Raw genomic sequence first — 26,365 nt, 5'->3', positions numbered from 1 at the left:
GCTCCTTACGTGATCATCGCCTGTCAAATACGGATCGACCCCTGCCATGAGTGACACCGCCCTGCCGGAGGCGATGCCCGCTTCACCTCAACCGGCGCTCATGCTGCCGCCGGCCCATACGCGCCTGCTGCTCATCGGGCTCGGCCTCGCCACCGGGATGGAGTTCTACACCTTCGACAGCATGAACCTGGTGCTGGCGGATCTGACCGGCACGTTGGGCGTGTCCGCGGACGAAGCCAGTTGGCTGCTGACCGTCTATAGCTGCGCGCTGTTTCTCGGCGTGCCTGTCTCGATCTGGATGGCCGGGCACTTTGGCTACAAGCGCTTCCTGATCTCGACCATCGTCGTGTTCGCGATGGCCTCGATGGGCTGCGCGCTCTCCCCCGACCTCAGTACGATCCTGATCTGGCGCGCCGTCCAGGGGCTGGCCGGGGCCGGTCTGGTCGTCTGGTGGCGCGCGAGCATCTATGTGCTGATGCCCAAGCCGCAGCGCAGCCCGTCGCTGATGAAAGCGTCCACGCTGCTCTATCTGTCGAGCGCGGCGGGGCTGCTGGTGAGCGGCTACATCACCGACCAGTTCAACTGGCGCCTGATCTTCCTGCCGAATCTGCTCTATGCCGCCGCGGCGATATGGCTGCTGGCGCGCTGCTTTCCGACACTTCCGCCGCCCGCCTCCGAGCGCGTGGTGAGCACCGACTGGCTCGGCATCGTGTTGCTCGCGACGGCGCTGATCTCGCTGCAGATCGTTCTCAATCGCGGCGAAATCGACGACTGGTTCGGATCGCTGCATATTCGCGTGCTCGCCTGGACAAGCGGTGCCGCGCTGCTGCTTTTCGTGCTCTGGCAGGCGAGCCCTGCGAATCGAACACCGTTGCTCTGGCTCGGTCTGTTGCGCGATCGTTACGTGTTGTCATCCGCGTTGATCGGCATTTTCACCGGCATGATTCTGTCGGGCAGCCTGTTCGTGCTGCCGGAGTTTCTGCGCAATCTCTCGACCCATACGCATAGCGCGACCCAGACCGGGCAGATCATCTGCGTCTATGCATTGACGGCAGCGGCCATCCGGCCGCTCATGGTCGGCCTCATCGCGCGGATCGGCCAGCGCAAGACGATCGTGATCGCGCTCGTCATGCTGATCGCGTCGATGGTGCTGTTCAACCGCCTGCTGACCACGGACACGCCCGGTTATTACTACGTGGCGCCGCTGATTCTTTACGCCTGCTGCCTGTCCCCGCTGTTGCCGGCGGTAGGGAGCGGCACGGTGGCACGCATCGAGCAGAACAAGCTGCTCGACGGCGTCTCGCTTTACATGACGTTCCGGCAGTTCGGCGCTTCGCTGGGGGTTGCGCTGCTGACCATTCTGATCGGGCATCGCGAGACGCTTCATTCATCACGCCTGTTCGAGCACCTTCGCCTCGACAATCCGGTGACGCGAGACTGGCTCTCCTCGGTAAGCTCGACACTGGTCACGCGCGGCGGCTACTCTTCGGTCGAGGGCCAGCGCGCTGCGTTAAAAACGCTTGCCGAAGCAGGCGCCCATCAGGCTGCGACGCTCGCCAATGCGGACGCTTTCGCCTTCATGGCGGCAGTCGGTGTGATCGCGCTATGTCTCGTCCCCATCATTCCGCCGACCCCGGTAGCCAAAAAATAAGGAGTGCGGCCATGCCAACCTTGTCTGTTCCCAACCCGATCCATCCGCCCTGCCGGAGGCCCCGATGAGCGAAGCGCCACCGGCTCAAAAACCGGCCACCCCGCCACCGCCGGCGAGTGCGCCTGCGGCGCCCGCGCCGCCCGACAATCGGCGCTGGTTACTCCTCGGCCTGCTGGCGGCGATCGTCCTGCTCGCCATCGCCGCGTATTTCCTGCTGCCCGGCCTGTACGAGAAGCAGACCGATGACGCCTATGTCGACGCGCATCTGGTCACGGTCATTCCCAAAGTCCCCGCTTACGTGCAGACGCTTCACGTCAACGACAACAGCAAGGTCACCGCAGGCGACCTCCTCGTCGAACTCGACCCGCGCGACTATCTCGTGCAGGTGGATGTGGCGCGCGCCAATGTCGCGGCAGCCGCGGGGAAGCTGGAGGAAGCGCGCAACCAGGTCGCGGTGGCCGACGCCAATATCGGCCAGCAAAAGGCCGAACTCGACGTCGCGCGCGCCAATGCGAAACTTGCCGGCGCCAATCTGGCGCGGCTGCAATCCGTCTCCGACGTGCGGGCCGTTTCATCGGAACGCGTCGACGAGGGCAAGGCAGCCGCCGATGGGACGCGCGCTTCAGTGACGGCGGCCCAGGTCAAAGTCGATGCATTGCAGGCGCAGGCGACGCTCGCACGCGCCCAGGTGAAAACCGCTGAAGCGTCGGTGGCCCAGGCCAATGCGACGCTGGAACAGGCGATGCTCAACCTTTCGTACACCAAAATCTATGCGACCGAGTCCGGCAGTGTCGCGAACAAAAGCGTCGAGAAGGGCAACTTCGTGCAGCCCGGGCAAACGCTGCTATCGGTCGTGCCGGACAAGCTCTATGTGACCGCGAACTACAAGGAGACGCAGCTGACTCACGTCAGACCGGGCCAGCAGGTCACGATTTTCGTCGACGCGTTTCCGGACCTGCGGCTGCGCGGTCACGTCGACAGCATTCAGCGCGGAACCGGCTCCCACTTCGCGCTGCTGCCGCCCGAAAACGCAACAGGCAACTTCGTGAAAGTGGTGCAGCGGGTGCCGGTGAAAATCGAATTCGACAACCCTGGAGAAGCACTCAAATTGATCTCGCCGGGCATGTCCGTCGAAACGGAAATCTTCGTGAAGGAACGGCCGACATGGCTTGGCTTCTGGAACTAGCCGCGGCGCGGCCGGCGGCGCCTTTTCGGCGGCGACAGGCTGCCGCTATTGTCGCGGCATGCGCGGCGCTCCTCGCGGGTTGCACCGTAGGGCCCGACTATGTGGCGCCGAAACCGGCCATGCCGGCGAGCTTTACCGAACAGACCAGCACCGGCACCGGCTCCGGCTCGGCGACAAGTGCCCCGCAGGGGGCGCCACTATCGAACGATGCCTGGTGGCAGGCCTTTGACGACGCGACGCTCAATTCGCTCATGACCGCAGCGCTGCACTCCGCCCCGGACCTGGCGGTTGCCGAAGCACGCATACGCGAAGCGCGGGCCTTGCGTGGTATCGCCGGTGCGGATCAATATCCAACGGTCGATGTCGGCGCCAAATACGATCGGAGTCATGGCAGCGCCAATGTGCCGGTCGGCGTGCCGCCAGGCGGTCTCGGCCCTGGCGCCAACGGCAATCTATGGCAGACCGGCTTCGACGCTTCGTGGGAAATCGATGTGTTCGGCGGCAAGCGGCGCGGCGTCGAGTCCGCTGACGCAAACTACCAGGCGGTCGAGGCGGAGCGTGGCGACGGCGAGTTGACGCTGCTCGCGGAAGTCGCGCGCAACTACATCGAATTGCGCGGCGTGCAACGCCAGCTTGCCGTCGCGCGCAGCAATCTGTCGATCCAGCAGGACTCGCTGGTGCTGACCCGCTCGCAGTTCGATGCAGGGCTGGCCTCGCGTCTCGATGTGCTGCGTGCGCAAGCACAAGTTTCGGATACCGAAGCAGCCATTCCGACATTCGCAGCAAATGAACGCGCGTCCATCTATCGAATCGGTGCGTTGATCGGCCAACCACCGGAACGGCTGCTTGCCCAACTGGATAGCCCGCAGGCGATTCCTTCGACGACGACAGACGTGCCGGTGGGCTTGCCCTCCGATCTTCTGCGCCGCCGGCCGGACATCCGCGCCGCCGAACGCCGGATCGCCGCTGCGAACGCTCGCATCGGCATCGCGCAAGCGGACCTTTATCCGCACTTTTCGCTGACCGGGGTGGCGGGTCTGGAGAGCCTGAATGCTTCGACGTTTCTCACCGCGCCGAGCCGCTATTTCTCCATCGGCCCGAGTATCAACTGGCTGATCTTCGATGCAGGCAAGGTTCGTTTCGAAATGCACGCTGAGGAGGCGCGGACCGATCAGGCGGCCGCCGCCTACCAGCGGACGGTTCTCGGTGCGCTGCGGGATGTCGAGACCGCGCTCGTGTCCTACGCGCAGTCCAGGGTACGGCATGAAAAGCTGGCAGCCGAAGTCACTGCCGACCGCGAAGCGGTGACCATCGCGACGCGACTGTACAAGCAAGGGCTTAACGACTTCCTCTCCGTGCTCGATGCAGAACGTTCGCTGTACGCGGCCGACGACAAACTGGCCCAGAGCGAGCGTGATACGGCGCTCGAACTCGTGGCGCTTTACAAAGCGCTGGGCGGGGGCTGGCAGACAGAAGGCCATGCCGCCGATGGTCAGGGAACATAGCAATGCGGCCGGCGCAAAACGCCGGCCGCATCACTCTGCTTAAGCTAAGGCTCGATCGCCTTCACTAAGGCTCAACGCTTACGACTGGAGGAAGGCAAGCAGATCCGCATTGACGCGATCCGCTTCCGTCGTGCACATGCCATGCGGTGCGCCCGGGTAGACCTTGAGCGTGGCGTTCTTGACGATCTCGGCGGATTTGCGGCCAGAATTGTCCAACGGCACGATCTGATCGTCGTCACCGTGCAGGATCAGCGTCGGCACGTCGATCTTCTTCAGATCCGGCGTGTAGTCGACCTCGGAGAACTGCTTGATGCACTCGTATTGGCCGAGCACCGAGCCCATCATGCCTTCGCGCCAGAACTCGTCGATCACGCCTTGCTGCACTTTTGCGTTCGGGCGGTTGTAGCCGTAGAAAGGCACCGCAAGGTCTTTGAAAAACTGCGAGCGATTGTTCGCGGTATTGGCGCGAATACCGTCGAATACGGACATGGGCAGGCCCGTCGGATTGGCTTCGGTCTTCAGCATGATCGGCGGCACGGCACCGATCAGGACCATTTTGGCGACGCGCTTCGTCCCATGTCGGCCAACGTAGTGTGCGATTTCTCCACCGCCCGTCGAGTGGCCGACCAGGGTGGCACCCTTCAGATCCAGCGCTTCGATGACGGCAGCCAGGTCGTCCGCGTAGGTGTCCATGTCGTTGCCGTGCGCGGTTTGGCTCGAGCGGCCGTGCCCGCGGCGGTCGTGAGCGATCACGCGATAGCCCTTCTGCACGAGAAACAGCATCTGCGCGTCCCATGCATCGGCATCGAGCGGCCAGCCATGCGAGAACACGACTGGGTGACCCGAGCCCCAATCCTTGTAGAAAATCTGCGCGCCGTCCCTGGTGGTGACGTAGTTCATGGATCGTGCTCCTGTATGTGCAAGATGATTGGCGGTTTTGCCGCCCGATGCGCTGCCCGCGGCTATGGAAACCGCCGGGACGACCGCTGCAGCAACCGCGCCGGCTCCGGCCATCAGCATGTTGCGCCGCGACGCAGAAGAGATTTCCTTATCCGCTCCGTTACTCATTGTTGTTCCCCTATCGTTCACGGCGACCTTGCCGTTTTAGTTCGCGTCCACGACCTGCCGCGCCGGTCCCGGACCAGCGCGGCATCATGACCGATGGCAGATTAGGGGGATAAGGCACTAAAAGTCCTGACGGTGGACTTAAACGTTCTTAAAGGTGGCGCATCTGATCGATTGCGGACTCGTTGACGGCTACCATCGCTGTTTGTCCTGCAAACTTGCGATAGCATATTTGCCCGGCGTGGCGATCCGTGAAGCACGACCAATTAACCACACCATGAAAAGCAGGAGAATCGCGAATGCGCGATACTAGCTTCGCCGAGTCGGATCCCATGTGTGGGGACCCCGTATCTTTCACATCCCTTAGCCCATGAAAATTGTCATCGCTGGTGGATCAATCGCGGGGCTGTCGAGCGCGCTCACGCTCGGTTGCATCGGACACGACGTGCACGTGTACGAACGCTCCGAGGTTCCGCTGCGCGGCAAGGGCGGCGGCGTGGCCGTGCTGCGCCACATGATGAAATTCCTCGAACAGCATGGCCACTACACGCAAAAAATGATCAGCGTGCCGACGGTTATGCGCAGACGTATAGACATCAATGGCGACGTGCTGACCGAGGAGCCCGAGAAGCTGCCGTTTTCCTCGTGGGATACCGTCTATCGGTCACTCTGCGCCATGCTGCCGAAACACAGGATCTCGTACGGACGGGAAGTGGTCGGCTTTACCGAGCATGACAACGCGATCGAGATCGAGCTCGAGGGTGGGGAACGCATCAGCGCGGACATGCTCCTTGCTGCGGACGGCATCGGCTCCCGCACGCGGGCGAGGCTCTTCCCCCACTACGAATCGCGTTTCGCAGGGTACGTCGCCTGGCGTGGCATCGTGGATGAATCACTCTTCTCGCCGCGCGAAGTTGAAGAACTCGTGAATAACTTCACCATGTTCCGGGATCCGGGGCATATGTTTATGGCATTTCTGATTCTCGGTCTCGACGGCGCATTGGAACCGGGTAAAAGGCGTTTCAACTGGCTTTGGTATCGGAACGAAGCCGATGTTGCTGCAATGCACAGACACCTGACGGACGCTCAGGGGCATCGGCATCACTCGTCGATTAGCCCCGGCCAGCTATCAGCGGCGTCATTCGAGGAGCTGTGCGAACTGGCAAGCCGGCATCTTCCTGCTGCACTGCAGCAACTGGTTCGCGAGACGCGGGCGCCGTTCTTTCAATCGATATTCGACGCGCTAAGCCCTGAGTTTTCTGTCGGACGAGTCGCGTTGATTGGGGATGCCGCCTGCACTGTGCGTCCTCATACGGCATCCGGCACGTCGAAAGCGGCGGATGACGCCGTTGCGCTGGCCGAAGCCCTATCGGTTCATACTGAACTGCATGTCAAGGACGTACTGGCATTGTGGGCAGCGAATCGCCGGGAGGCCGTCAGCCGTTTGTTGGAGAAGGGGCCGGAGCTGGCAGCGTCGTTCGGGTTAGGAAGCATCGGTACGTGAAATCGTCGGGCGTGCCCTTTCACGCCCTCTGTCGAAACGCAATAGTATTCAAGGACGGCGCCCGGACTCCAAACGGGCCACGTCATCCAGTGCAACACTCCTAGGAGAACACCACATGGCGACTGAATCAAAGTGTCCTTTCAACCATGCCGCCGGCGGCGGCACGGCGAACCAGGACTGGTGGCCCAATCAGCTCAAGCTGAACATCCTGCACCAGCATTCGTCGCTGTCCGACCCCATGGGCGAAGACTTCGACTACGCCAAGGAGTTCAACAGCCTTGATCTCGCGGCAGTCAAGAAAGACCTGCTGGCACTGATGACGACCTCGCAGGACTGGTGGCCGGCGGACTTCGGCCATTACGGGCCGTTGTTTATTCGCATGGCATGGCACGCCGCCGGCACATACCGCATCGGCGACGGCCGCGGCGGCGCCGGTGCAGGCCAGCAGCGCTTCGCCCCGCTCAACAGTTGGCCCGACAACGGCAACCTCGACAAGGCACGCCGGCTGATCTGGCCGATCAAGCAGAAATACGGCCGGAAGATTTCATGGGCCGACCTCATCATTCTCACGGGCAACGTCGCGCTTGAATCGATGGGCTTCAAGGTGTTCGGCTTCGGCGGCGGGCGTCAGGATGTCTGGGAGCCGGACCAGGACGTCTACTGGGGTAACGAAACCACGTGGCTGGGCGACAAACGCTACACCGGCGATCGGGACCTCGAAAACCCGCTCGGCGCCGTTCAGATGGGCCTGATTTACGTCAATCCGGAGGGCCCGAACGGCAACCCGGATCCGCTGGCTGCCGCACGGGACATCCGCGAAACCTTCGCGCGCATGGCGATGAACGACGAAGAAACCGTCGCGCTCATCGCGGGCGGCCACACGGTCGGCAAGACTCACGGCGCCGGCGATGCAGCCCTCGTAGGACGCGAGCCGGAAGGGGCCGGCATCGAGGAGCAAGGCCTCGGCTGGAAGAGCAGCTACGGTACCGGCAAGGGCGGCGACGCAATCACCAGCGGCCTGGAAGTGATCTGGACCACGACGCCGACCAAGTGGAGCAACGGCTTCTTCACGAATCTGTTCGGCTACGAATGGGAAGTGACGAAGAGCCCGGCCGGCGCGCATCAATGGAAGCCGAAGGGCGACGCCGGCGCGGACACGGTGCCGGATCCGCATGACCCGTCCAAGCGCCGCGCGCCCTCCATGCTGACCACCGACCTCGCCCTGCGATTCGACCCGGCATACGAGAAAATTTCCCGGCGCTTCTACGAGAACCCAGATGAGTTTGCCGAGGCGTATTCCCGCGCGTGGTTCAAGCTCACGCATCGCGATATGGGCCCGCGCGCACGCTATCTTGGCCCCGAAGTTCCTGCCGAAGAGCTGCTCTGGCAAGACCCGATTCCCGAGGTGAATCATCCGTTGATCAACGAGCAGGACGTTGCCGCGCTCAAAGCCAAGATCCTCGCTTCGGGGCTGTCCGTCTCGCAGCTGGTGTCGACCGCCTGGGCGTCCGCATCGACCTTCCGCGGATCCGACAAGCGTGGCGGCGCCAACGGCGCGCGCATTCGCCTTGCGCCGCAAAAGGATTGGGAAGTCAACCAACCCGCGCAACTGGCGAAAGTGCTCGAGACCCTCGAGGGTATACAGACAGGGTTCAACAGCGCTCAGTCCGGCGGCAAGCAGGTCTCACTCGCCGACCTGATCGTGTTGGCCGGTTGTGCCGGCGTCGAACAAGCAGCGAAAAATGCCGGACACGCGGTGACGGTGCCGTTCACTCCGGGACGTATGGACGCCTCGCAAGCGCAAACCGACGTGGTTTCCGTGGCGGTGCTCGAACCGATCGCCGACGGTTTCCGCAACTACGAGAAGGGCAAATACCCGGTAGCGGCCGAGGCGTTGCTGGTCGATCGGGCGCAATTGCTGACGCTGACCGCGCCGGAGTTGACCGTGCTCATCGGCGGCCTGCGCGTGCTCAACACCAACTTCGGGCAAACCCAGCACGGCGTCTTTACGGCGCGGCCGGAAGCGTTGACCAACGACTTCTTCACGAACCTGCTCGACATGAGCACGGAGTGGAAGCCGGTATCCGACGCCAAGGACGTGTTCGAAGGACGCGATCGCAAAACGGGCGCAGTCAAGTGGACCGGCACGCGTGTCGATCTGGTCTTCGGCTCGAACTCCCAGCTTCGCGCTCTCGCTGAAGTTTATGCAGAGTCGGACGCTAAGGAGAAGTTTGTCCGTGACTTCGTGGCAGCCTGGAACAAGGTGATGAACCTCGATCGCTTCGACCTCAAGTGATCTTCAATAGACGATAAGCGTTTCACGTCAGTAAAGAACGGCCGGTCACACAATGACCGGCCGTTCTTTTGCCAGTCGCCATTGAGGAAGCTATGGATAAGCTGCTAGCCCTGCGCGCATTCGTGGAAGTCGCGGAGACAGGCGGGTTTTCGAGCGCGGCGCGACGCCTCGATCTGGTCACGTCTTCCGTCACACGCTCCGTGGATTCGCTCGAGAAAGAACTGGGCACGGTACTGCTCAACCGAACCACCCGCCAGGTGACGCTATCGGACGCGGGAACGACGTACTACGCCAAGGCGAAAAAACTGCTGGAAGACATGGCCGATGCGGACGCGTCGGTTTCGGACCGAAGCGGAGAAGCGTCGGGGCCGTTGCGCGTTTCTGTTCCCGTTGCGTTCGGCGCACGGAAGATTGCGCCTTCCCTCGCCGCGCTCCTGAGAAAGTACCCCAAGCTGGACCTGGACATCAGGCTTAGCGATTCGCTCGTCGATCTGGTGACCGATCGGATCGATGTCGCGATTCGCCTGGGCGAGGTCGCGCCCACCGCGGATGTCGTCAGCAGACGCATTGGGGTGTTTGCGCGTTTTCTGGTTGCGAGTGGTGAATACCTCGAACGGGCGGGTTATCCGGACTCTCCCGCCGCATTGACGGACCATGAGTGCCTTCGATTCACCTACGCTGCCGAAGCTCAGGTCTGGACCTTCATCCGTCAGCAGGAAGAAACGCGCGTCATGGTCACCGGCAGGCTAAAGGCCAACAGCTCCGAGGTGTTACGCGAGGCAGCGATAGACGGCACGGGCATCGCTCTCCTCCCGGACTGGCTGGTCGCCGCCGATGTTCAGGCCGGCACGCTTACCCGCCTGTTGCCAGACTTCGACATCGCACCGAACAACGCTCGATCCGTCGTGAGCGCCGTGTATTTGCCCAATCAGAGAGGCTCCCGAAGAGTCAATGCGTTTATCGATTTCATCTCCGAACTGACGAACGGCACAGCGTGATTGGTTGCGTGTGGCGTCGCGGACTCGCCGTAGGGAAATGCTTCTTTAAAGTCCTTTGCGAGGCTAAAACGATCTGAAGGCTGCGTGATGGAATGCCGGGATATCGGCACTCAAAATAGGATCGGCGTCAAAGGCCGCCCGCTTTCGCAAACGGAGGCAGGCTGAGTTGGAAGATCGCGCCGCGTCCCGTACGGTTGGAGGCCCACACCCGTCCACCGTGGGCTTCGACGATCGAGTGGCAAATCGACAAACCCATGCCCATGCCGTCGGGTTTGGTGGTGAAGAACGGATCGAACAGCCGACCGATGCTCTCGGGTTTGATGCCCGTGCCGGAGTCCTGCACGGAGGCGACCACATTGCCGGCCTCATCCTGAAAGGTCTTGATCACCAGTTCACGTGGTCCGTCATCGATGCCGCCCATCGCCTGAATGCCGTTGATCGCCAGGTTGAGAATCACTTGCTGAAGTTCGACCCGTCCGGCGTGCAGCGGCGGCAAGCCGGGAGCAAGTTCGAGGCGCAGCGAGACGCGATGAGTGAGTATTTCGTGTTGGATGAGCGACGCTACATCATTGATGACTTCGTTGAGACAGAGTTGCGTCTTCTGCGGGGTATCCTTTTTGAGAAGCATGCGAATACGCAGGACGATCTCGCTCGCGCGCCGGGCATCGGCGATCATGTATTGCACACAGGTCTGCACCTCGTCGGGCTGTGGCGTTGGATGGAAGAGCCATCGCAAACAGGCCTCACCGTTCGCGACAATTGCCGCGAGCGGCTGTGTGACTTCATGGGCAATGGACGCACTCAGCTCGCCGAGCGCCGTGACTCGACTCATGCGGGCGAGTTCCGATCGCGTCTCATGCAACTGCTCCTCGGCCTGCCGGGCAGCGGAAACGTCTTTGACCGCACCGAAATACTGCAGCTTGAAAACGCTCTCTTTCTCGGCATGCGCGACGATATGGAGATGCTTGATGGCGCCGTCGGGCATCAGCAGCCGATGCTGGAAATCGAAGTCCCTTCTGGCTTCGATTGCATGCTCGAGCGTTTTCTGGACGAACGCGACGTCGTCCGGATGCGTACGCTGAAGCAGCGCTTCAATGGTGGGCGGAATAGATGGGTCGTATTCGAAGATCCTGAAGCTTTGCTCGGACCAGAAAACTTCTCCACTTGACACATTCCAGCCAAAACTGCCGGTGAGGCTCAGTTTCTGTGCTTCCGCAAGGTACTGCGCCTGGCTGCGGCGCAGCGATTCTTCGGTCCGCCTACGCTCGGTAACGTCGATATTGGTCTCGAGCTTCGCAAGCGGACGCCCATTTTCACTTCTCTTCAGCGACAGGCGGCTCGCCACCACAACTTGCCGGCCGTCCCGCCTCGTCCGGATCAGTTCACCGTCCCAGCGGCCCGTATTCAGCAACGCCTCCGTGATCTCACCGAACGGCACGGGAAAGCGCGTCTTCAGCAGATGGGGACTTGTCTTGCCGATGGCCTCTTCCTTTGTCCAGCCATACAGTTCTTCAGCGCCATGATTCCAATAGCTGATGACGTCGCTCATGTCACGAACGAACACCGTGTCATGCGTAAGGTCGAGAAGTTCGGCCTGCTCACGGTGTGCCTCGCCCAGCCGCCGCACGTGTCTTATCAGCGCAGTAACGGTAAGCGACGTGGTCATGAACGTAACCAGTCCCATCAGATCCTGAGGGGACGCCACGCTGAAGCTGAAGATCGGATCGGTGAAGTAGTAGTTGAGACAAGCGGCAGAAAAAACAGAAAAAATGGCGGACGAAACAAAGCTGTCGAGAAGAGACAGCAGCACGATAACAATTAGATAGGCAAACCCCGCGGACGCCAGGCTGAAACCCAGACGGAAGCACACCAAAGTGACCACGCCCAAGGTACTACAGCCGAATACCCAGAGCAGTCCCAGATAACGCAGTCGAAGGAATTGGTCAGTGTTCATTTTTTATTCGGGGGTTCCCTGCGCCGTCAGATCCAGGCTCCGATTGGTTTCATCGGCGGGTCTGGGAAAAGGAAACCTTGAAATAGAACCGAATCTCTGACGGTAATAGGTACGAGACATTCTCACCGATGTCTACTGTTGCAAAACAGCAGCATTCCGAACGCTTTCGGTCTGCTTGCTCCCATTGAGCAGTGTGTTGGCGCGGCGCTAACCTCCGTCTGCAGACATGCAGGGCATTCCTGAAACCACAGAAGCCAGAATCATCGCGGCGGCGTTGGAGGGTGCGGCGCTACGCACCCTCGGTTTGTAGACCAGATCACCGCGGCGAATGATCGCTCCGCTCAACGCACAACGCCCCTTGATGCGGGCACGGCAAACAATCCAGACCTGATCGCCATAGCGGCCGCGTGTAGCATCGCGCCACAGCACCGCGACAGAGCTTTCAGACAGACGCTCCATGATGTCAATCTGCGTGTGCGGCGACGGCAGATACTTCTCCATGCAACGTGCCGGCGGCGCGAGATACGCTTCGGCCCGACATTCATCGCGACAGGTCTTGAGTGCGTTGATCACGTGATCCCACACGAAGGCGTGGCCACCGTCCGTCCTCGCATCCATTGTGTCGAACGGCGAGTAGGACGCTTCCTGCCTGAAGTGTCCTTCATCCCGGCGCGTTTCAATGCCCTGTTTCAAGAGACCCTCGTTATGCACCATACCCTCCTGATCAATCAACAGTGGGTTGTCCAGCTCGGCCGATCAAGCCATTGAATACACAATCTCAACGTCTGGCCCCGATCGCCTACGACTCGACGGTAGCCTCTGGATTCTGCAACTGGATCGCTGCAACGTGGACGATATCGCCCCAGACCAGAAGTTGTTTTGATTCGCTATCCACAAGATATCCGGTATGGCCTGGCGTATGCCCCGTCAGGGCGACAGCCCGAATACCTGGATCGAGTTCGACATCTCCGCTGAAGGGCTTGAAGCGCCCGGCCGCGACATACGGCGCCACAGAGGCGAGCGCAGCGTCGAAGAATGTGCTTAGAAAAGCAGGCGCCTGTGTTTTGACCAGGGGCGCGGCAGCAAGCGACGCGCCGTCGCGGTGAAAGCGATCACCGCGACAGTCCAGCCGAAACTATTGACTCGCGCCTTGACCAATACCGGCCTTTTTCTGGGCATTCTGCAAATCGGTCGGATAGTTGGGGTCGTTGCTACTCGGTTTATAACCGGCATCTTCAAGCTTCTTCAGCTCCGCATTCTTCTTTGCACGAGCCTTCTTCCGTGCCGCCTTGCGGTCGGCCTTTGACGGCTTCGCGCTCGACGCGGCGGCGGGGTTAGCGGCAGTGGCCGCGGCCGTTCCGCTCGCGTCTTGAGCCATGGCCGGTACGACCGCCCCGGCTGCCATGGCCGCGATTGCAAACCCGGCGATAATCTGTCTCACTGTAAGTCGCTTCATTTCTGCAATTTCCTCAGGTTAATTGGCAACGTGCTGCCGCCTGCAATGAAATACTCACGGGTAGAGCGCGGTTCCGCGCTGGCTAAGTATAAATGGCGAGCCGCCGGAGCCCGCGTGTGCGGATGGGTCCAGCGGCAGGCTCTTATGCAAGTCCGAGATGCTTCTTGAAGAAAGAAGCAGTGCGGCCATTGGCGAGATGCGCCGCGGCCTCGTCGAATTTGGTGCCGTGATGCCGCGCAAAAGCATGAGCGCAGCCTGGGTAGCTGAATATGTCGACGCCAGGCTTGCCGTGCATCTTCGCTTTGATCGCCTGTTGGGCCGCCTGCGAGATGTATTCGTCCTCTTCGCCGAAGTGCATGATCATCGGTGCCGTGATGTTCGATGCCTCGTCGAGAAACTCGTCGGTCCTGCCGCCGTAGTAGCTCACGGCCGCGTCTATCTTGCCCCTTGCCGCGGTCAGATAGCTCATCAGGCCGCCGAGGCAAAAACCGACTACGCCGACCTGCCCCGTCGCGCCCGGTAGCGTACGCGCCCACTCGACGGCAGCGATGATGTCGACGGCACCCTGGTTGACGTCGTACGCCTGATACAGCTTGGCCGCCTGGTCCCAATCGGTCTTATCCGACAACTGGACGTTGGGCACCTGGCGCCAGAACAGATCCGGGCAGATGGCGATGAAGCCCAGAGCGGCGAGTTCGTCCGCCGTCTGGCGCATGTCGGTATTGACGCCGAATATCTCCTGCAGCACGACGACGGCGGGAGCCGGTTCCTGTTTGGGACGCGCCACGTAAGCTGAGAAGGACCCGTCCGGAACCTTGATGTTGAGGATTTCGCTCATTGCAAAACTCCGCTGTAAGTTCAGCCGAGTGTATGCGCAGTCAAGGTCCCGGGTCCTTTGGGCAAGTTAAAACGTTCTTAATTTTTCTTTTTTTGCGCCCGGCAGATCAGCCGTGGGGCTACCCTGCGCGGACGCCCGCACGCTCACGGCGTCACGTGAAGCGGTTACTTGCCGACGCGCGCCTGCAAATGAGCGGGGTAGCGCTCGCCTTGCACCTGGATGTTTGCAAGCTGCGCATCGATGTCGCTCAGGTTGGCGGGTGTCAGTTCGATAGCCGCACCGCCGACGTTTTCCGTCAGTCGATGGAGCTTCGTCGTGCCGGGAATCGGCGCGATCCACGGCTTTTGTGCAAGCAGCCACGCGAGCGCGACCTGCGCCGGTGTTGCGTGCAGACCCGCGGCGATCTGCTTGAGCACGTCGACCAGCGCCTGATTGGCCTTGCGGTTCTCTTCAGAAAAGCGCGGCACGATATTGCGGAAGTCCGATTTGTCGAAGCCGGTGCTTGCGTCGATCGCGCCGGTCAGAAATCCCTTGCCGAGCGGACTGAACGGCACGAAGCCGATGCCGAGTTCTTCGAGCAGCGGCAGGATCTCTTTCTCCGGTTTGCGCCACCACAGCGAATATTCGCTTTGCAGCGCCGCGACCGGTTGCACCGCATGTGCGCGGCGGATCGACTCGACACCCGCTTCCGACATGCCGAAATGCTTGACCTTGCCCTGTTGAATCAGGTCTTTGACCGTGCCGGCGACATCCTCCATCGGCACGTCAGGATCGACCCGATGCTGATAGAGCAGGTCGATGCGATCCGTGCGCAGCCGTTTGAGAGCGGCGTCCGTGACGGCGCGAATGTTGGCCGGCTTGCTATTGACGCCATTCTGAACGTCGCCGCCTTCGAAACCGAACTTGGTCGCGATCACAACCTGATCGCGGAACGGCGCAAGCGCCTCGCCCAGCAACTCCTCATTCGCGCCCTGCGCGTACGCTTCGGCGGTGTCGAAGAAGGTCACGCCTTGCTCGAAGGCGGACCGGATGAGTTTGATCGCGTCGGTCCGCTCCGTTGCGGGCCCATAGGCAAAGCTCAGCCCCATGCAGCCGAGGCCGATTGCGGAGACTTCCAGTCCGCTCTTTCCGAGAATACGTTTTTCCATCATCTAACTCCTTGATCGCTTGCTGTTACACGGCCGTGGCACGGCTCGTCCGCGACCTTCTCCAGAACGTCACGGTTGCCAGGATTTCAATGTAGCAACCCTTCTTTCTGCGATAAAGAGCTAAAATCTTCTTGAAGTTAGAAGGTGGGCTTATAAATGGCGCGTTCCGATCTATCCGATATCACGGCATTTCTTTCCGTCGCTCGCGAAGGCAGCTTCACCAAGGCAGCCGCGAAGCTTGGGGTGTCCCAGTCAGCGCTGAGCCAGACGGTGCGTAATCTGGAAGCGCGGCTCGGCCTGCGGCTGCTGGCGAGGACAACACGCAATATCTCGCCCACGGAAGCGGGCGAACGCCTGATCCAGTCGGTCGGCCCGCGGCTCGATGAGATCGCGGCCGAACTCAGTGCGCTCACCGCTTTGCGCGATAAGCCGGCGGGCACCGTGCGCATTGCCGCGGGCGAGCACGCGGCAGAACTGCTGCTGTGGCCGGTGATCGAACGGCTTCTACCCGACTATCCGGACATCACGATCGAAATCGTCATCGACAACGGACTCACGGACATCGTCGAACAGCGGCTCGATGCAGGCGTGCGGCTCGGCGAGCAGGTTGCCAAGGACATGGTTGCCGTTCGCATCGGCCCCGACGTGCGCATGGCCGTTGTCGGCACGCCCGGTTATTTCGCCGCGCATCCAAAGCCGAAGACTCCGCAAGACCTGACAGCGCATAACTGCATCAACATCCGTATGCCAACGTCCGGCGGCATTTACGCGTGGGAGTTTAAGAAAGGAGAACGCGAGCTCAACGTCCGCGTCGAGGGGCAACTCGTCTTCAACACCGCGACGATGGCCGTGAAAGCCGCGCTTGCTGGTGTTGGCCTCGCCTTCGTTGCAGAACAACGGGTCCTGTCGCAGATCGAAAGCGGGGAGCTGGTGCGTGTGCTGTCCGACTGGTGCCCGTCGTTTTCTGGCTTTCATCTGTACTATCCCAGCCGCCGCCAGCCGACTCCCGCGTTCGTCGTCGTAGCCAATGCGTTGCGTCAAAAGACGTAGCGGCTTTTAGCGTGCCAGCAATAATCGACTCCCTCAGCGGTTGAGTTCTTCAAGCCGTACACCGTTGGTCCTCGGACCGAACACGCCGATGATGAAAGCCACAAGAATCATGAAGACCGTGATCCCGGTGAAGACGCCAGGCACGCCGAAGTCCTTCAGCAGCGACGCGATAATGAAGCCCGACATCATGGCTCCAATGCGACTGGCTGAATACGCGATGCCACTCGCACGCGCCCGGACCTCGGTCGGAAAAAGCTCGCACTGGTATGCGTGAAACGACACGGAAACCGTCTGCCCCGCAAGGCTGATCATCACGCCGAGAATGATGAGCGGCACCACTTCTTTCATCTGCCCGAATGCGAGTCCGCAGACGATCACCGCCAGCGCTCCGCCGACAATCAGATGCTTGCGCTGGATCCTGTCCGCGTAGAGCATCGCGAGCAACGGTCCCGCCGGCATGGCGAAGGCGATGATGAATGAGTAGAGGAGACTCTTCGTGACGGTGACGCCTTGACCGATCAGCAGTGTCGGCACCCAGTTCGCGAATCCGTAGTAGCCGATTGCCTGGCAAAAGTTGAAGACGATCAGCATGAGAAGACGCGAGCGATAAGGCGCGCGCCACAGCTCCGCCAGGGCCGCGCGCCGGAGCGTGGGCTGCTCGCACGCCTGCACGGGCGGCGGCAGGCTCGCGCCCGACTGGCGCTCGACGATCGCCTCGATCCTGCTCACGATCTGCTCGCTCTTTTCGATGTTGCCCTGTGCGGCCAGCCACCTTGGGCTTTCCGGCACCGCACGGCGGATGAACCAGACGATGATCGCGCCTACCGAGCCGGCCAGCACCACGACACGCCAGCCGTCCAGCCCGAACACGGTCTCAGGGACGAGCCACCACGAGAGGATCGCCGCAACGGGCGCAGCGGCGAACATCACCACCTGGTTGAACGCGATCGCACGGCCACGCATCTGCTGCGGCACCAGTTCGGTGACGTAGGTGTCGATCGTGACGATCTCCAGGCCCACGCCGATGCCCGTGATGAAGCGCCACAGCAGCACGCCTTCGGGCGTGGTCTGAAACGCCATGATGGCCGAGCCGATCGAGTACCACAGCAGCGAAAACGTGAACACGGCGCGGCGTCCGTAGCGGTCCGGCATCCAGCCGAATCCGAACGTGCCGACGAACAACCCGGCGAACGTCGCTGCGATAAAGGCGGCAATTCCGGTGAAGCCGAAGAACGCCTGCGTGGTGGTCTGAAGCAGGCCGCTCTTCGCCATTCCCGGCGCGATATAGCCGGTGAAGATCAGGTCATAGACTTCGAAAAAGCCGCCGAGCGAGATCAGCAACACGAGCATCCACAGATGCCGCGTCGCCGGAAGCCGATCCATGCGCGCGGAGATGTCCACGCCGTGGCTGATGCCGGTGCGCGCATCAGGCGTGTCGAGCGCGGGACTGCCCGCGGTGATGGTTTGCTGCATGTCTGTCTCCTGACATTTGCATCGGCGGCAATTATTTGTGTGGGTGCCTGCCGTGGTAAACGTGTGCAAGTGCTCCGTGATTAGATGCGCCTGCGACAATTCGAGCGGGCCCCGACACGTGCCGATAACCGTGCGGATGCACGTGCCGATAAACACAGGCACGGCGCGCGTAAAACAACGCTCAGGTGGTCACCCGCCGCTTCAGCCGCGCCAGCACCTCTTGCGTGTGCTCGCCGACCCGCGCGAGCGCCTGGCGCACGCCGGGCCGCCGTCCGCCCATCGTGATCGGCAGAAGGACGACATCGGTCATGCCGCCGTCGTCGGTCTGCATCGGCACGAGGCCCCCGCTCGCTTTCAGGTGCGGGTCATCGAGCAGCTGCTCCGGACGCACGATCGGCGCGTACGGGATGCCCGCCGCTTCGAGCTTCGGCGAGAGTTCGCCGACGCGATGGTCTTTCAGAATGTTGCCGAGCCGCTCGAGCAGCCGCGCACGCACGGCGACGCGCGACGCGTTGGTGGCGAACTCCGGTTCAGCGGCAAGATCCGGGCACGCCAGCACATCGCACAGCGTGACGAACTGCTTGTCGCTTACCGCACCGATGAAAAGCTGCTCGCCATCGGCGAGCGTGAACACGTCATAGACGCTCCATGCCGACACGCGCGCAGGCATTGGCGGCGGCGGCTCGCGCGTCATCGCGTATTGCTGCATGTGCTGCGCGCAGAGAAACACACAGTTCTCGAAGAGCGCGCTTTGCACTTCCTGGCCGAGACCCGTGTGCTCGCGTTCGCGCAGCGCGGCGAGCACACCGATCGCACCGAACATGCCGCCCATGATGTCGTTGACCGACGTGCCGGCGCGCAGCGGACGACCGACAGGTCCTGTCATGTACGAAAGCCCGCCCATCATCTGCACGACTTCATCCAGCGCGAGACGCCGGTCGTACGGGCCAGGAAGGAAGCCCTTGTGCGATACGTAGATGAGCCCGGGGTACTGCTTCGAAAGCGTGTCATAGTCGAGACCGAGCTTCGTCATCAGGCCGGGACGAAAGTTTTCGAGCATCACGTCGCACGTGCCGATCAGTTCGACCGCGGCCGCCTTGCCTTCCGGCGAATTGATGTCGAGCACGACGCTCTTCTTGTTGCGGTTGAAAGTACGAAAGAAGCCGATGCCGAGGCCGGGCAGGTTGCGGGTCTTGTCGCCGCCCGGCGGCTCGATCTTGATCACTTCGGCGCCGAGATCGGCGAGGATCATCCCGCATGTCGGCCCCATGACCATGTGCGTGAATTCGATGACGCGAACGCCGTCGAGGGGAAGTCGGGTGTCGTGGTTCATGATGGCCTCAGGCGTCGGTTGTAGCGGTGGCGGCGTGGGTTGTCGGCAGACCTGCGAGCCATAGCGTGCCGTGCAGCGTTTCGCCCTCCAGCCAGCGCGCGACCATCGCGCGCAGCGCCAGCAGCGCGGCAATATCGATGCCGGTTTCGAGCCCCATGCCGGCGAGCATGAAAGCAAGGTCTTCGCTCGATGCGTTGCCGCTCGCGCCCGGCGCATGCGGACAGCCGCCGATGCCGGCGAGCGTTGCATCGAAGCGGGCGACGCCGGTTTCGAGTGCGGCGTAGACATTGGCGAGAGCGAGGCCGCGTGTATCGTGAAAGTGGCCGCACCAGAAGCGTTCGCCCGCGATGTCGCGTGCCTTCTCGAACAGTTCGCGCACGGCAGCCGGTCCCGCGTAGCCGACCGTATCGGCAATGCTCACGCGATCGGCGCCCGCATCCAGCAGCGCCTGCAGGCAGCGCAGCACCTCCGGCTGCTCGACGCGGCCCTGGATCGTGCAGCCAAACGCCGTGCCGATGCCACCTTCGATCAGCGTCTTCGAGCCCGCCGCGTCGCGCGCGGCACGTATACGCGCCACCTCGGCGACGACTTCATCGGGCGTCTTGCGCAGGTTCGCGAGGCTGTGCGCGCGGCTGGCCGACAGTGGCACGAGCATCAGATCCGCGCCCGTTTCGATCGCGCGCCCGGCGCCTTTCAGATTGGGCACAAGGACCGAAACACGCAGACCGGGCAACGTCTTCGCGTAGGTCACGAGTTCGGCCGTATCGGCCAATTGTGGCAGCAGGCGCGCCGGCACGAACGAGCCGACCTCGATCTCGCGCTGACCGGCAGCATATGCGCCGGCGATCCATTCGATCTTGCGTTCGGTTGGAAGAATGCGCTGGATGCTTTGCAGTCCGTCGCGCAAGCCGACTTCGCGAATGACGGCATTCGGGGGGAACGAGGGCACGTTGCTTGTCTCCATGAGCTTGGCCGGTCGTCGCTACGCCGGCGTTGTGCTAACCGATGTGCTAACCGTTGTGCTAACTTTAGACATTCCCGAAAGACGTTACAGCGGTATTTTGGAACCGCCAGCGTTCCGAATCGGAATGTCTGAATGTGTGGAGACAGAAGATGCGCGACATCGACCTGAAAACCCTGCGGTTGCTTGTCGCCGTGTGCGATCGCCGCAACATCGCGCGGGCGGCGGAGGAGGCCCATATCGAACCCTCCGCGATCAGCAAGCGCATCGCGCAACTCGAAAGCGATCTGGGCGTGCCGCTCCTCACACGCTCGCGGCGCGGGGTCGAGCCGACCGCCGCGGGCAATGCGCTGCTCGAGCATGCGCGCAGCGTGCTCTTCACGATGGAGCGAATAGCGAGCGATGTGGCCGCGTTCGGTGGCGGGCTGAAGGGGCGCGTCAGTATTTGCGCGTCGGCGTCGGCGATGGCGGAGGCTTTGCTCGATGACATTTCGTCCTTCATGCGCGAGCCCTCGAACGAGAACATCAGGGTCGACGTGGAAGAACGGCTCTCATCCGATCTCGTGCGGCAGTTGCGCGAAGGCGCGGCAAGCGTAGGCGTGTGCTGGGACAACGTCGACCTTCAGGGCTTGCAGCACAGGCCGTATCGGCAGGACCGGCTGGCGCTGGCCGTGCATCGCGATCATCCGCTCGCGAACGAGCCGTCCCTGTGGTTCGAGCAGACGCTGGATTACGAACACGTCGGCCTGCTGCCGTCCACGGCCGTGCATACGATGCTTCAGCGCGCGGCCGCGAGTGCGGGCAAGACCGTGTCGTATCGCGTGGTCGTGTCGAGCTTCGATGCAGCGTTTCGCGTCGTTGCGGCCGGCCTCGGGATTAGTGTCGTGCCCGTTGAGGTAGCCGAGACGTATCGGCCGGCGCTTGGCATCAACGTGATCCCGCTCGCCGATGCGTGGGCACAGCGCCGGTTCGTCGTATGTTTCAGGAGCTTTGATGCGCTACAGCCGGCCGCGCAACGGATGGTTGATTATCTCGTGAACCGGGCCGGGGCTCCGCGCCCGAGCGCCGCGCCGCCGCATTAAGCGCATACCGGATCTGCCCGGACGCTTCGAGGTCCGCGGCAAAGTATCAGGCCGCCTTGCCGCCCATGGCCTGCTCCTGCCCGACCCAGATCTGACTGTCGGGAAACCAGAACGCGTCGGGCCTGGGTGGCACAGCCAACGTAACAGGTAAGTCAGGGTTGAAGATCTTCGACCACGCCGACAAGTAAGACGGCGTTTTCACGAGATATCCGCAATTCGAAAGCAACAAGCTCGACAGCAGCGCTTCGCGCCCCATGTCCAATCCCGGATAGCCGCTGAAGTGCACCGGCACATCTCCTTTGGATAGCAGTTTGGCGGGCGCCACGCTAATCGGACACTTGAAAGGCCACTCACAGAAGAAATCGATAAAAGCCTGCTCGTCGCTCGAAACGAATAGGTGGGTCAATTGCGTGTTGAGTGCGAGCGTCTGTTCGACGTGCCGGCAGAAATCGCTCCAGGGCAACGTCTCCGCTTCAAACTTTTTATCAGTGCCTCTGAAATGCACCCCGAGAGTGGATTCGGAGATACCGAGTCTTGCGCATGTTGAAGCGACTTCGTCGCGAACAAACGCTGCTGGCCGGTAATAAGAGCGAAATAATTCGCTCGCGCTTTGCAGGCCAAGGCGTGCTTCATAGCGCCGCCGGAAGCCCAGTTGTTCCAGATCGCGCACGATGGATATCCGTACCCTGTGCGGCAACGCTGCATCACCCGACGGCGGAACGCGCTCGAAAAGCGCCGAGAACCAATCGACCTTGCCTTCCGGATCGCCGTACACGCCACCGCGCGCGGAGATCAGCGGTGTCAGGTGCTTTTCTTCGCAGTGCATGAGGATAAAGAGCACCATCTGCATCACGGAGAAGAAACCTGATCTTTCCCTGATTTCAATGGCAAATACACCGCGATTCAGACGCTGCCGCGCATGCAGAGAGAAACGGATTGGCGTGGCAAGCGAGTGCTTAAATCCCTCACTGCGCCTGAATTGTCTGACGCGATCAACCACCCTTCGCAACATGTGCGACCCCGAATGAATTTGACGTGTACGAGTGACCTTATGGAGCGTTGGCTACGGTAACTTTCGGGCAAGAATAGCATCGCATAACTCATCGTGGAACAGTTTTCCGATGCCGCATTGTTCGCATCAATACACTGTCGCGTCAGATCTGCCGCGCTATACGGCGCGCCCGCTTTCCTCCAGCCACTGAGCGATATTGCGCACCGTGTCGCCGTAGAAGGTGCGATACAACTCCTTCGACACATAGCCGATGTGAGGCGTCGCGAGCACGTTGGACAGCTCGCGCAGAGGGTCCGGATTGTCGAGCGGTTCGACGTCGAATACGTCGAGTGCGGCGCCGGCAATCTGGCCGGTCGTCAGTGCCTTGAGCAGCGCGGCAGAGTCAACAATCGCGCTGCGCGACGTATTAATGAGCCGGCTCGTCGGCTTCATCTGCGCCAGTTCCGCCGCACCGACCAATCCAAGGGTCCGCTCGCTAAACCGCAGGTGGATAGACAGAAAATCTGCCTTGGAGAACAGCTCATCCTTGCTGACGCGCTGCACGCCCTTTTCCGCGGCGCGCTCCTCCGTGAGGTTCTGACTCCACGCGATGACGTTCATTCTGAAAGCACGCCCGATGATCCCGACGGCCGAACCGATCCGGCCTAGCCCCAGCAATCCCAGCGTCTTGCCGGAGAGTTCCTCGCCAAGCGCAAGCTGCCAGCCTCCCTCACGCAGTGACTGATTCTCGAGCGGAATATTGCGGGCCATCGCGAGAATCAGCGCCCACGTCATCTCGATCGTCGGCGTAGACGAATAGCCCGTGTGGCGAATCTCGATGCCGCGCTCCGCCGCCGCCTCCTCATCGATCGACGCGTTTGCTACACCGGTCGAGGCGATCAGTTTCAGGTTGGGTAGGCTTTCGATGATTGCGCGCGTCAGCGGCGTGCGTTCCCGCATCACGCAAACGACGTCGAATGGCTGCAGGCGTTGGATCACGCTCCCGATATCGGCGACGTGGTCGTTGAACACCGTGACCTCAGCCAGGTTCTTAAGGGGCGACCAGTCCGCCACGCTCAGCGCGACGTTCTGATAGTCGTCGAGGACTGCCACCTTGATCGGGAGTTTGAGGTCCATGTTGCGCGCTCCAGGAATGGAAAGAATGAATGCGTTGATCGGGGTCCGGTGTCCGGTGATCTTGCTACCCGCTGAATGCTAAGAAACCGGCCTCACGGCGTAAACCAGTATGTCGTGACGCCACCCATCGCGAACCGCGATGGGTCGCAAGGGACCTGCAACCGTCCTTATGGCACGTCGCCCTGCTTGTCGAGGTGGTCGACCAGCATGCGCGCGGGAAGCGGCAGCGTGTCGAAATGGCGTGCAATGATGAGCAACGGCCGCAGCGACCACGGTTCGTCGAGCTCAATGACGGAAAACGGCACCGAATGCATATAAGGCGTCACGCTTCCTTTCGGGAGCACGCCGATGCCGAGACCCGCGCTGACCATATTGCGCACGCCTTCGAAGCTGGTCACCTCGATGCGCACGCGAAGCCGCATGCCGGCACGCTCGGCGGCGGCACGGCACAACTTCGAAATGGAGGTGCCGTACGGCATGCTGATGACGTCGTCCTCCAGAACTTCCGCAAAACTCACGCTTGCGCGCCCGGCGAGCCGATGATCCGACGGCACGATCACAACCAGCTTGTCGACGCTGTACGGACGCCATTGCAGATCGCCGAGCGCGTCCTCCGCCGCCGCGCAGATCCCGAGATCCGCGACGCCGCTTGCAATCGCCTGCACCACTTCATCGCTCGACTTCTCGACCATATCGATCCGCACCTTCGGGTTGGCGCGCAGGAAGGAGCGCAGCGCACCCGGCAGATACTGGACCATGGCGGTAAAGTTCACATAAATCCGGGTATGCCCGCGCAAGCCCGCTGAATACTCAGACATTTCGTCGGAAATTTGCTGCAGGTGCTCGCCGAGCCGCTTGGCATGGTGATAGAGCGCCTCGCCCGCGGGTGTCGCCTGAACACCGCGGCTGTGCCGATACAACAGCGGCGTGCCGGCGTCGTCTTCGAGATCCGATACGCGCTTGCTGACGGCCGACGCCACGATATGCGTGCGGGCCGCCGCCGCAGCGATGCTCCCCTCCTCGATGACCGCCACGAATATGCGCAGGGACTCCATGTCGAGTCGCAACGGCCGGTCTGCTGAAACGCGCATCCTCACTCCTTCGAATCGGATATCCGCCCGCTTTGCACCCATCGCGTTTGGCGATGGCTCTAATGAACATTGAGAAGTTTTCAACGCGACCGGCAATCGGCATTCTGTGTGCCATAGCGTTCGATCCTTGCCTGGCCGCGGTCATGGGGCGGGATCGGGCAGCGCATATCGCGATTCTATGTCGAGGGGGCAGAGTTGTCCTGGAAGCCGGCACATTGGTCTTTCCGGCAATGCCAACCCGTACAAGGCCGGAACGCGGGAAAGCGCTGTTGAAACCATAAAGGAGACGAAAGATGGAACACGAACAAGTTGCTTTGAACCCGCGAACTCGCTGGTACGACGGTCTGACGGCGATGCACTGGCGGGTGCTGAAGGCCAGCTTTCTTGGCTGGATCTTCGACGGCTTCGAGGCACTGGCACTCGTCGTCGTGCTCGGACCGATGCTGCATTCGGTGCTGACACCGGCGCAAGCCGCATCCCCCACGACCTACGCGGGCCTCGTCATCGGCATCACGCTGCTCGGCTGGGGGGCAGGCGGTCTGATCGGCGGAATCATGGCTGACTACGTCGGACGCAAGCGGATGATGCTCTGGTCCGTATTCCTCTATGCGGTGTTTTCCGGTTTGACCGCGTTTTCGCAAAGCTTCTGGATGTTGTGCGCGCTGCGCTTCCTGACCGGCCTCGCCATGGGCAGTGAATGGAGCACGGGCGTCGCGCTGTTGTCGGAAACCTGGCCGGAGCGGGCGCGCGCGAAAGGGGCCGGCTTCCTGCAATCGGGCTTCGGTTGGGGCACGCTGATCGCTGCCGTGGTCTGGTATGCACTTTCGTCGACGCATCCACTCGGTGCCGAAACCTGGCGCCTGATGTTTGTGCTTGGCGCGGTGCCGGCATTATTTGTGCTGTATATCCGCCGCGGGGTAAGCGAGTCCGAGAAATGGCAACGCGCGGTGCGCGAAAAACGCTGGAGCGCGACGAGCCCCCAGACGGTTGCGGGCGGCGCGCCTGCATCCGACAAGCGGCCTTTCACGCTCAAACAACTTTTCAGCGAACCCGTGGCGCTGCGCCGCACCATCCTTCTGTTAGTGCTGTCGATCGTCACGACCGTCGGCTGGTGGGCCATTTCCAGCTGGCTGCCCACCTATACCGTGTCGCTCGCCAAAGCCGAAGGTATTTCCGACGCCTTGTCGTGGGGCTCGAAGGTCTCAATTGCGTACACCGTCGGTGCGATTGCCGCCTATATGGTCGCGGGCTTCGTGGTGGATGCCATCGGCCGGCGAGCGTTCCTGTCGCTCACTTTCGTTGGCGCACTGGTAACAACGTTCATCACGTACAAACTGACCACCAGCGTTGAAACGATGATGGTCGTGGCCCCGATCAATGGCTTTTTCACGCTGGGCTGCGCCTATGTCTGGATGGCGATCTACCCCTGTGAACTCTTCGCTTCCAGTGTGCGCTCCACGGCAATCAGCTTCGTGTTCAATGCGGCGCGATTGATTGCGTGGGTGTTCCCGATTATCGCGGGCAGCATGATCAAATCGTTCGGCGGAGTGTCCCAGGCGGCATTGACGCTCGGCTCCGTGTATCTGCTCGGTATAGTGCTGCCGTGGTTCTTGCCCGAGACGCAAGGCCAAGGCATGCCGGACTGA

At 61.7% G+C, this 26,365-nt stretch carries 21 protein-coding genes and 1 pseudogene; 9 read left to right on the top strand and 13 right to left on the bottom strand.

Features of this window, described 5'->3' with window-relative positions:
- Positions 1–46 precede the first annotated feature (46 nt).
- From A6V37_RS17040 to A6V37_RS17030, 3 genes are all read left to right on the top strand, one after another.
- Positions 47–1,651, top strand: a complete 1,605-nt coding sequence (locus A6V37_RS17040) for an MFS transporter (RefSeq protein ID WP_242665905.1) — start codon at positions 47–49, stop codon at positions 1,649–1,651.
- A gap of 64 nt (positions 1,652–1,715) precedes the next feature.
- Complete coding sequence (locus tag A6V37_RS17035; protein WP_064270407.1) at positions 1,716–2,837, top strand: HlyD family secretion protein; 1,122 nt, start codon at positions 1,716–1,718, stop codon at positions 2,835–2,837.
- Entirely contained in the window at positions 2,816–4,342 is a 1,527-nt protein-coding gene (locus A6V37_RS17030; protein WP_082904858.1) for an efflux transporter outer membrane subunit, read from the top strand. Before A6V37_RS17035 ends, A6V37_RS17030 begins: the two co-directional genes overlap by 22 nt.
- 78 nt (positions 4,343–4,420) lie before the next feature.
- Here the strand turns inward: A6V37_RS17030 and A6V37_RS17025 are convergent, their stop codons facing one another.
- Positions 4,421–5,242, bottom strand: coding sequence for an alpha/beta fold hydrolase (locus A6V37_RS17025; protein WP_064270406.1), 822 nt, complete (start codon positions 5,240–5,242; stop codon positions 4,421–4,423).
- Between the two features lie 535 nt (positions 5,243–5,777).
- Between A6V37_RS17025 and A6V37_RS17020 the strand changes: the two genes are divergently transcribed.
- The 3 genes from A6V37_RS17020 to A6V37_RS17010 all read left to right on the top strand — a co-directional run bounded on the left by A6V37_RS17020 (position 5,778) and on the right by A6V37_RS17010 (position 10,205).
- Entirely contained in the window at positions 5,778–6,911 is a 1,134-nt protein-coding gene (locus A6V37_RS17020) for an FAD binding domain-containing protein (RefSeq protein ID WP_064286147.1), read from the top strand.
- A gap of 115 nt (positions 6,912–7,026) precedes the next feature.
- Positions 7,027–9,207 (top strand): catalase/peroxidase HPI, encoded by a 2,181-nt coding sequence (katG, locus tag A6V37_RS17015; protein WP_064270404.1) that lies wholly within the window; start codon positions 7,027–7,029, stop codon positions 9,205–9,207.
- Positions 9,208–9,299: 92 nt separating this feature from the next.
- Complete coding sequence (locus A6V37_RS17010; RefSeq protein WP_064270403.1) at positions 9,300–10,205, top strand: LysR family transcriptional regulator; 906 nt, start codon at positions 9,300–9,302, stop codon at positions 10,203–10,205.
- A 127-nt stretch (positions 10,206–10,332) separates the two neighbouring features.
- Here A6V37_RS17010 and A6V37_RS17005 read toward each other — a convergent pair whose 3' ends face one another.
- From A6V37_RS17005 to A6V37_RS16985, 6 genes and pseudogenes are all read right to left on the bottom strand, one after another.
- Positions 10,333–12,159, bottom strand: a complete 1,827-nt coding sequence (locus A6V37_RS17005; protein WP_075643511.1) for an ATP-binding protein — start codon at positions 12,157–12,159, stop codon at positions 10,333–10,335.
- A gap of 207 nt (positions 12,160–12,366) precedes the next feature.
- Complete coding sequence (locus A6V37_RS17000; protein WP_242665904.1) at positions 12,367–12,891, bottom strand: DUF3331 domain-containing protein; 525 nt, start codon at positions 12,889–12,891, stop codon at positions 12,367–12,369.
- 73 nt (positions 12,892–12,964) lie between these two features.
- Positions 12,965–13,234: pseudogene (locus A6V37_RS39230) on the bottom strand (MBL fold metallo-hydrolase); the annotation flags it as partial.
- Positions 13,235–13,294: 60 nt separating this feature from the next.
- A complete protein-coding gene (locus A6V37_RS16995) occupies positions 13,295–13,615 on the bottom strand; it encodes a DUF4148 domain-containing protein (RefSeq protein ID WP_064270402.1) in 321 nt (106 codons plus the stop codon).
- Positions 13,616–13,757: 142 nt separating this feature from the next.
- Positions 13,758–14,453, bottom strand: coding sequence for a dienelactone hydrolase family protein (locus tag A6V37_RS16990; protein ID WP_064270401.1), 696 nt, complete (start codon positions 14,451–14,453; stop codon positions 13,758–13,760).
- 164 nt (positions 14,454–14,617) lie between these two features.
- The gene (locus A6V37_RS16985; RefSeq protein WP_064270400.1) at positions 14,618–15,601 is read right to left on the bottom strand and encodes an aldo/keto reductase; all 984 of its coding nucleotides are present in this window, start codon (positions 15,599–15,601) and stop codon (positions 14,618–14,620) included.
- A gap of 156 nt (positions 15,602–15,757) precedes the next feature.
- Between A6V37_RS16985 and A6V37_RS16980 the strand changes: the two genes are divergently transcribed.
- Entirely contained in the window at positions 15,758–16,651 is an 894-nt protein-coding gene (locus A6V37_RS16980; RefSeq protein WP_064270399.1) for a LysR family transcriptional regulator, read from the top strand.
- A gap of 33 nt (positions 16,652–16,684) precedes the next feature.
- Here A6V37_RS16980 and A6V37_RS16975 read toward each other — a convergent pair whose 3' ends face one another.
- The 3 genes from A6V37_RS16975 to A6V37_RS16965 form a co-directional block, all read right to left on the bottom strand.
- A complete protein-coding gene (locus A6V37_RS16975; RefSeq protein ID WP_064270398.1) occupies positions 16,685–18,124 on the bottom strand; it encodes an MFS transporter in 1,440 nt (479 codons plus the stop codon).
- 181 nt (positions 18,125–18,305) lie between these two features.
- Positions 18,306–19,457, bottom strand: coding sequence for a CaiB/BaiF CoA transferase family protein (locus tag A6V37_RS16970; RefSeq protein ID WP_064270397.1), 1,152 nt, complete (start codon positions 19,455–19,457; stop codon positions 18,306–18,308).
- A gap of 7 nt (positions 19,458–19,464) precedes the next feature.
- A complete protein-coding gene (locus A6V37_RS16965) occupies positions 19,465–20,406 on the bottom strand; it encodes a hydroxymethylglutaryl-CoA lyase (protein WP_207547660.1) in 942 nt (313 codons plus the stop codon).
- A gap of 164 nt (positions 20,407–20,570) precedes the next feature.
- Here A6V37_RS16965 and A6V37_RS16960 point away from each other — a divergent pair, with 164 nt between their 5' ends.
- Positions 20,571–21,500: a LysR family transcriptional regulator gene (locus A6V37_RS16960; RefSeq protein WP_064270395.1), complete on the top strand. Its 930-nt coding sequence runs from the start codon at positions 20,571–20,573 to the stop codon at positions 21,498–21,500.
- Between the two features lie 46 nt (positions 21,501–21,546).
- On the opposite strand, the gene A6V37_RS16955 is transcribed toward A6V37_RS16960, so the two are convergent.
- The 3 genes from A6V37_RS16955 to A6V37_RS16945 form a co-directional block, all read right to left on the bottom strand.
- On the bottom strand, positions 21,547–22,512 hold the full coding sequence (locus A6V37_RS16955) for an O-fucosyltransferase family protein (RefSeq protein ID WP_064270394.1): 966 nt from the start codon (positions 22,510–22,512) through the stop codon (positions 21,547–21,549).
- A gap of 156 nt (positions 22,513–22,668) precedes the next feature.
- On the bottom strand, positions 22,669–23,628 hold the full coding sequence (locus tag A6V37_RS16950; RefSeq protein ID WP_064270393.1) for a D-2-hydroxyacid dehydrogenase family protein: 960 nt from the start codon (positions 23,626–23,628) through the stop codon (positions 22,669–22,671).
- Between the two features lie 167 nt (positions 23,629–23,795).
- On the bottom strand, positions 23,796–24,719 hold the full coding sequence (locus tag A6V37_RS16945; RefSeq protein WP_064270392.1) for a LysR family transcriptional regulator: 924 nt from the start codon (positions 24,717–24,719) through the stop codon (positions 23,796–23,798).
- 293 nt (positions 24,720–25,012) lie between these two features.
- On the opposite strand from A6V37_RS16945, the gene A6V37_RS16940 reads away from it, so the two are divergent.
- A complete protein-coding gene (locus tag A6V37_RS16940; RefSeq protein WP_064286146.1) occupies positions 25,013–26,365 on the top strand; it encodes an MFS transporter in 1,353 nt (450 codons plus the stop codon).

Source organism: Paraburkholderia ginsengiterrae (assembly GCF_001645125.1).
Classification (GTDB): domain Bacteria; phylum Pseudomonadota; class Gammaproteobacteria; order Burkholderiales; family Burkholderiaceae; genus Paraburkholderia; species Paraburkholderia ginsengiterrae.
Note: the sequence above shows the minus strand (reverse complement) of the source record. Positions and strands in the feature narration are given on the sequence as shown.